Below are 3,828 nucleotides of genomic sequence, written 5' to 3'. Positions count from 1 at the left end.
GGCGGCGCGCAGACCTACGGCATCATGCTCGGCGCGTTCGGCATGGGCGCGGTGATCGGCGCGCTCAACATCAGCGAGGTACGCAAACGCCTGAGCGGCGAGGCCGCGATCCGCGCCTGTGCTTTGTCGATGGGCGGCGCCATCGCGGCCGTGGCGCTGAGCCACGAACGGGTGCTGACCGCCGCCGCCCTCGTGGTGGCCGGCGCGGTCTGGATGCTGGCGGTCGCGCTATTCAATATCGGTGTGCAGCTTTCGGCGCCGCGCTGGGTGGCCGGGCGATCGCTCGCGACCTTCCAGGCGTCGATCTCCGGCGGCATCGCGATCGGAAGCTGGGGATGGGGATGGCTGACGGATGCCGCCGGCGTCGAAGCGGCGCTGCTGGTCTCAGCAAGCTTGATGCTGCTTTCGCCGCTGCTCGGCTTCTGGCTGAAAATGCCGCGGGTCGGCGCTCGCAACGAGGATGCCGAGGTGCTGGCCGATCCCGAAGTGCAGTTGCCGCTGACCGGGCGCAGCGGACCGCTGGTGGTAGAGATCGAGTATCGCGTCGCTCAGAACAACGCCCGCGCCTTCCACAACGTCATGCAGGAAGTTCAGCTCAGCCGGCAGCGCAACGGCGCCTATGGCTGGTCGATTGCGCGCGATATCGCCGATCCGGAACTATGGACCGAGCGCTACCATTGTCCGACCTGGTTCGATTATCTGCGCCAGCGCAGCCGCTCCACGCAATCCGAGCGCGCGCTGCATCAGCGCGCGATGGATTTCCATCTCGGACCGGATCCGGTGCGCGTCCGCCGCATGCTGGAGCGTCCGTTCGGTTCGGTGCGCTGGAAGGAAGACACGCCCGACCGCGCAGCCAACGAAGTGCTGCCGGTGGCCTCTGCCGCGGCAGGCAGCAGCACCTGACGTTCAGACTACTGTCCGTTGTCGGTCAGGACCTTGTCGCACGCTTTGCTGAGCCGGGTGCGGTGCTGCTTCAGGCATTCCAGCACGACCGAATCGCCGTCGTTCATCTTGGCGCGGCAGAAACGCGATACGTCGCGCGCGCAGGCATCGTGACCCTGCTGGGCCGAGACGTTTGGTATCGCGAGAACCTGCGCCGCCAAGAACGCTAACAAGAGCGCCGACAAAAACACAAAACAAACCTTGAGCATCTGAGCACGCCTTCATCTTACGTAATGCCGGGATGAAAGTCCGCATGGGCGGCCATGTCAATGCGCGGGTCGACGCATCGACCGGCCCTTGTTTGCGGCCCGTCGCTATCGTTCAGCGACCGCCCTCGGTTTCTGCGACATATCGCGATCCATCACCGCGCGGCAGCCCGCGCTCAGATCGGCGCGGTGCCTGACCATGCAGGCCGTGATTTTCGGAATGTTCGGAATTTCAGCGGCGCAGAGACGAAACGCGTCGCTGGTGCACATTCGCTGCGCCTCGACGGTGTAAGCGAAGCCGGTGCTTGAGGTCATCGACCACAGAGGCGCGGCGACCGACAGTGCGAGCGCGGCCCGGCGAAACGTCGGTGCGAAAGATATTAGAGACTTGGTCATTTCAGGATCCCCATCAGAGGCTCAGCTGGGCCCGCCAGTGATTGGCGCGCGCTCAAGATGGGAGGATGCCCCGCCTTCGCCGCCGGCTCTGTGATGTCAATCACTCAGCTCCGCGAGAGCGAAACGGCCCAATGTTGGGGGAGCGTTAACAACTCTTTCCGATAAATGGCTTGGAGCTGATTTTAGTTTTTGCGTTAAGGAAGCAGTAACCATGCGTAACGCGTTGGGCTTGATGCTGGTAAGTGTGGTGGCGGCGACGTTGATCGCCGCAGCTGGTTGGTTCTGGACATCATCGGCAGGCCGGCACGCGGCCGCGGCTCAAACTGTCGCCGAAGCACACGCTGCCTTCGCCCCTGCTCCTGCAAAACGCACGGCCGCCAGCCGTGACTCGATTGAGGTCACCGGCAGCATCTCCGAAAAAGCGCCGGTCGCCCCTCCTCCGCAGCCGAAAGAGGCTTGCACCAATCCTGACGCGCTCGGCGTCTCCCGTGTCGTCGAAGTCGATACCACGGGTGGACCTGGCTTCGGCTTTGAGCAATTCAAGCAGTTCGATTTTCTGGCCGACAAGGAAGTCGTGCTGACCTTTGATGACAGTCCGTGGCCGGTCAACACGCCGGCGGTGCTCAAGGCGCTCGCCGACCAATGCACCAAGGCGGTGTTCTTCTCGATCGGCAAGCACGCCAGCTATCATCCCGAGCTGCTGCGGCAGGTCCTGGCGGCCGGCCACACGGTCGGCACCCATACCTGGTCGCACGCCAATCTGAATTCCAAGAAGATGACCGAGCAGATGGTCAAGGACGAGATCGAAAAAGGCAACAGCGCTGTCAAGCTCGCGCTTGGCACCGCGCCCGCGCCGTTCTTCCGCTTCCCGGAATTGCAGCAGAGCGCCGCCGCGATGGCCTATCTCGGCACGCGCAACATCGCGATGTTTTCCTGCGACCTCGATTCCTTCGACTTCCGGGCCAAGAGTCCCGAGCAGGTCATCTCGAACGTGATGACCAAGCTCGACAAGCAAGGCAAGGGCATCATCCTGATGCACGACTTCCAGAAGCACACCGCCGAAGCGATGCCGGAATTGCTCCGGCGCCTGAAGGCCGGTGGCTACAAGATCGTGTTCATGAAGCCCAAGGCGCCGATGCAGACCTTGCCCGAATACGACGAGGAGATGATGAAGGAAATGAAGCTCCCGGTGGCGAGCACGCGTCCGGTCGGCAACGTGATCCAGACGGTTTCGCAGTAAGCACCGCGATCTGAAACGCCCGGCCTGAACTGATCAGGCGCTGCCGCCGCAGGGCGGCCGGTCCTTCACCGCCTGAAGCGACGGACTGCCGCTCGTCATGAATTCCGACACGGCGGCCTCTGACGACCAGTTCAGATAGCAGATGAATGCCGCCGAAAGCGCGATCAGCAGCACAACTTCCAGAATGATAATTCGGACGATGGACGGCCAGAAGTCCTGGGCTGTCTGGCTGTTGTCAACTGATGAGGGCATGACTGCCTCCCGGGTACAAGACTGGTCCCTTTTTAGAGACGCCAGCCGAATGGTGCTGTGAAGGACTTCACAGTTCCGGCGAGTATTTCGACGGCTACCAGTAGATGCCGTGACGGTGCAGTCCTTCGATGACCTCGGCTTCGACCGATTGGCGCTGCGATCGGAGTAAATTGGCGCATGGCGTCTCTCCGCTGGCTGTTGATGCGGGGAAACTAGTACCGCCGGACCGGAAAGCGGCTCGTCAATCAACCCGGCTTGACTTCAAGACTTCGGCGCCATCAGGCATTCCGCCACGACCAGCTCCTTCACCTTCTTGTCCGACAGCCGCCGCCGCGACCCATCGACGGTCTCATAACCGTCTTTCGAGCAGGAGATCGTGATCTGGTCGGCCGTGATGTCGCTGCCGAAGCTCGGATACAGCTTGTAGACACCTTCGCTGCTGGTCCGAACCAGGATCCTCCATTTGCCCATCTCCGCCTTGACCAGGACGTCGGGGATAGGCGTCAAGGTTCCGGTCTCTCTGACCGAGCCGACGAATACCAAATCATAGTTTTCGTCTCGCTCGGAATCGACCTGTCCCGAGTAAGACGGCTGGGAGCGCCTCCTTCCCCGACGAGGCGGCATCCTGGGTGATGATCTTGCCATGGACGAGCAATAGATCGGCGGGATTGGCCGAGGCTGGCGTGACGCCGGCGATGGCGAACGCCCACAGGACGACAGACCAAAATAACCGGCGCAATAGTTGACTGGAACGCACCCGACCCGTTGGCCGTGACGCCACTGGTGCAGCAT

6 protein-coding genes are annotated in these 3,828 nt (G+C 62.4%); 2 read left to right on the top strand and 4 right to left on the bottom strand.

The genetic code is table 11. The features are described from left to right. On the top strand, window positions 1-903 hold a 903-nt coding region (locus WB528_RS10750), incomplete at its 5' end, for an MFS transporter (RefSeq protein WP_423888396.1). 8 nt (window positions 904-911) lie between these two features. Here WB528_RS10750 and WB528_RS10745 read toward each other — a convergent pair. Together WB528_RS10745 and WB528_RS10740 are read right to left on the bottom strand one after the other, a co-directional pair. Beyond that, window positions 912-1,151, bottom strand: a complete 240-nt coding sequence (locus WB528_RS10745) for a hypothetical protein (RefSeq protein WP_423888395.1) — start codon at window positions 1,149-1,151, stop codon at window positions 912-914. 105 nt (window positions 1,152-1,256) lie between these two features. After that, the gene (locus WB528_RS10740; RefSeq protein ID WP_423888394.1) at window positions 1,257-1,544 is read right to left on the bottom strand and encodes a hypothetical protein; all 288 of its coding nucleotides are present in this window, start codon (window positions 1,542-1,544) and stop codon (window positions 1,257-1,259) included. A 211-nt stretch (window positions 1,545-1,755) separates the two neighbouring features. On the opposite strand from WB528_RS10740, the gene WB528_RS10735 reads away from it, so the two are divergent. Further along, window positions 1,756-2,784, top strand: a complete 1,029-nt coding sequence (locus WB528_RS10735) for a polysaccharide deacetylase family protein (protein ID WP_423888393.1) — start codon at window positions 1,756-1,758, stop codon at window positions 2,782-2,784. Window positions 2,785-2,817: 33 nt separating this feature from the next. On the opposite strand, the gene WB528_RS10730 is transcribed toward WB528_RS10735, so the two are convergent. Both WB528_RS10730 and WB528_RS10725 read right to left on the bottom strand, forming a co-directional pair. After that, window positions 2,818-3,036, bottom strand: a complete 219-nt coding sequence (locus WB528_RS10730) for a hypothetical protein (RefSeq protein ID WP_423888392.1) — start codon at window positions 3,034-3,036, stop codon at window positions 2,818-2,820. Window positions 3,037-3,297: 261 nt separating this feature from the next. After that, entirely contained in the window at window positions 3,298-3,543 is a 246-nt protein-coding gene (locus WB528_RS10725; RefSeq protein ID WP_423888391.1) for a hypothetical protein, read from the bottom strand. Between the last annotated feature and the right edge of the window lie 285 nt (window positions 3,544-3,828).

This window comes from Bradyrhizobium sp., assembly GCF_049586575.1.
GTDB lineage: Bacteria > Pseudomonadota > Alphaproteobacteria > Rhizobiales > Xanthobacteraceae > Bradyrhizobium.
This window is presented reverse-complemented; position numbering and strand designations above follow the sequence as displayed.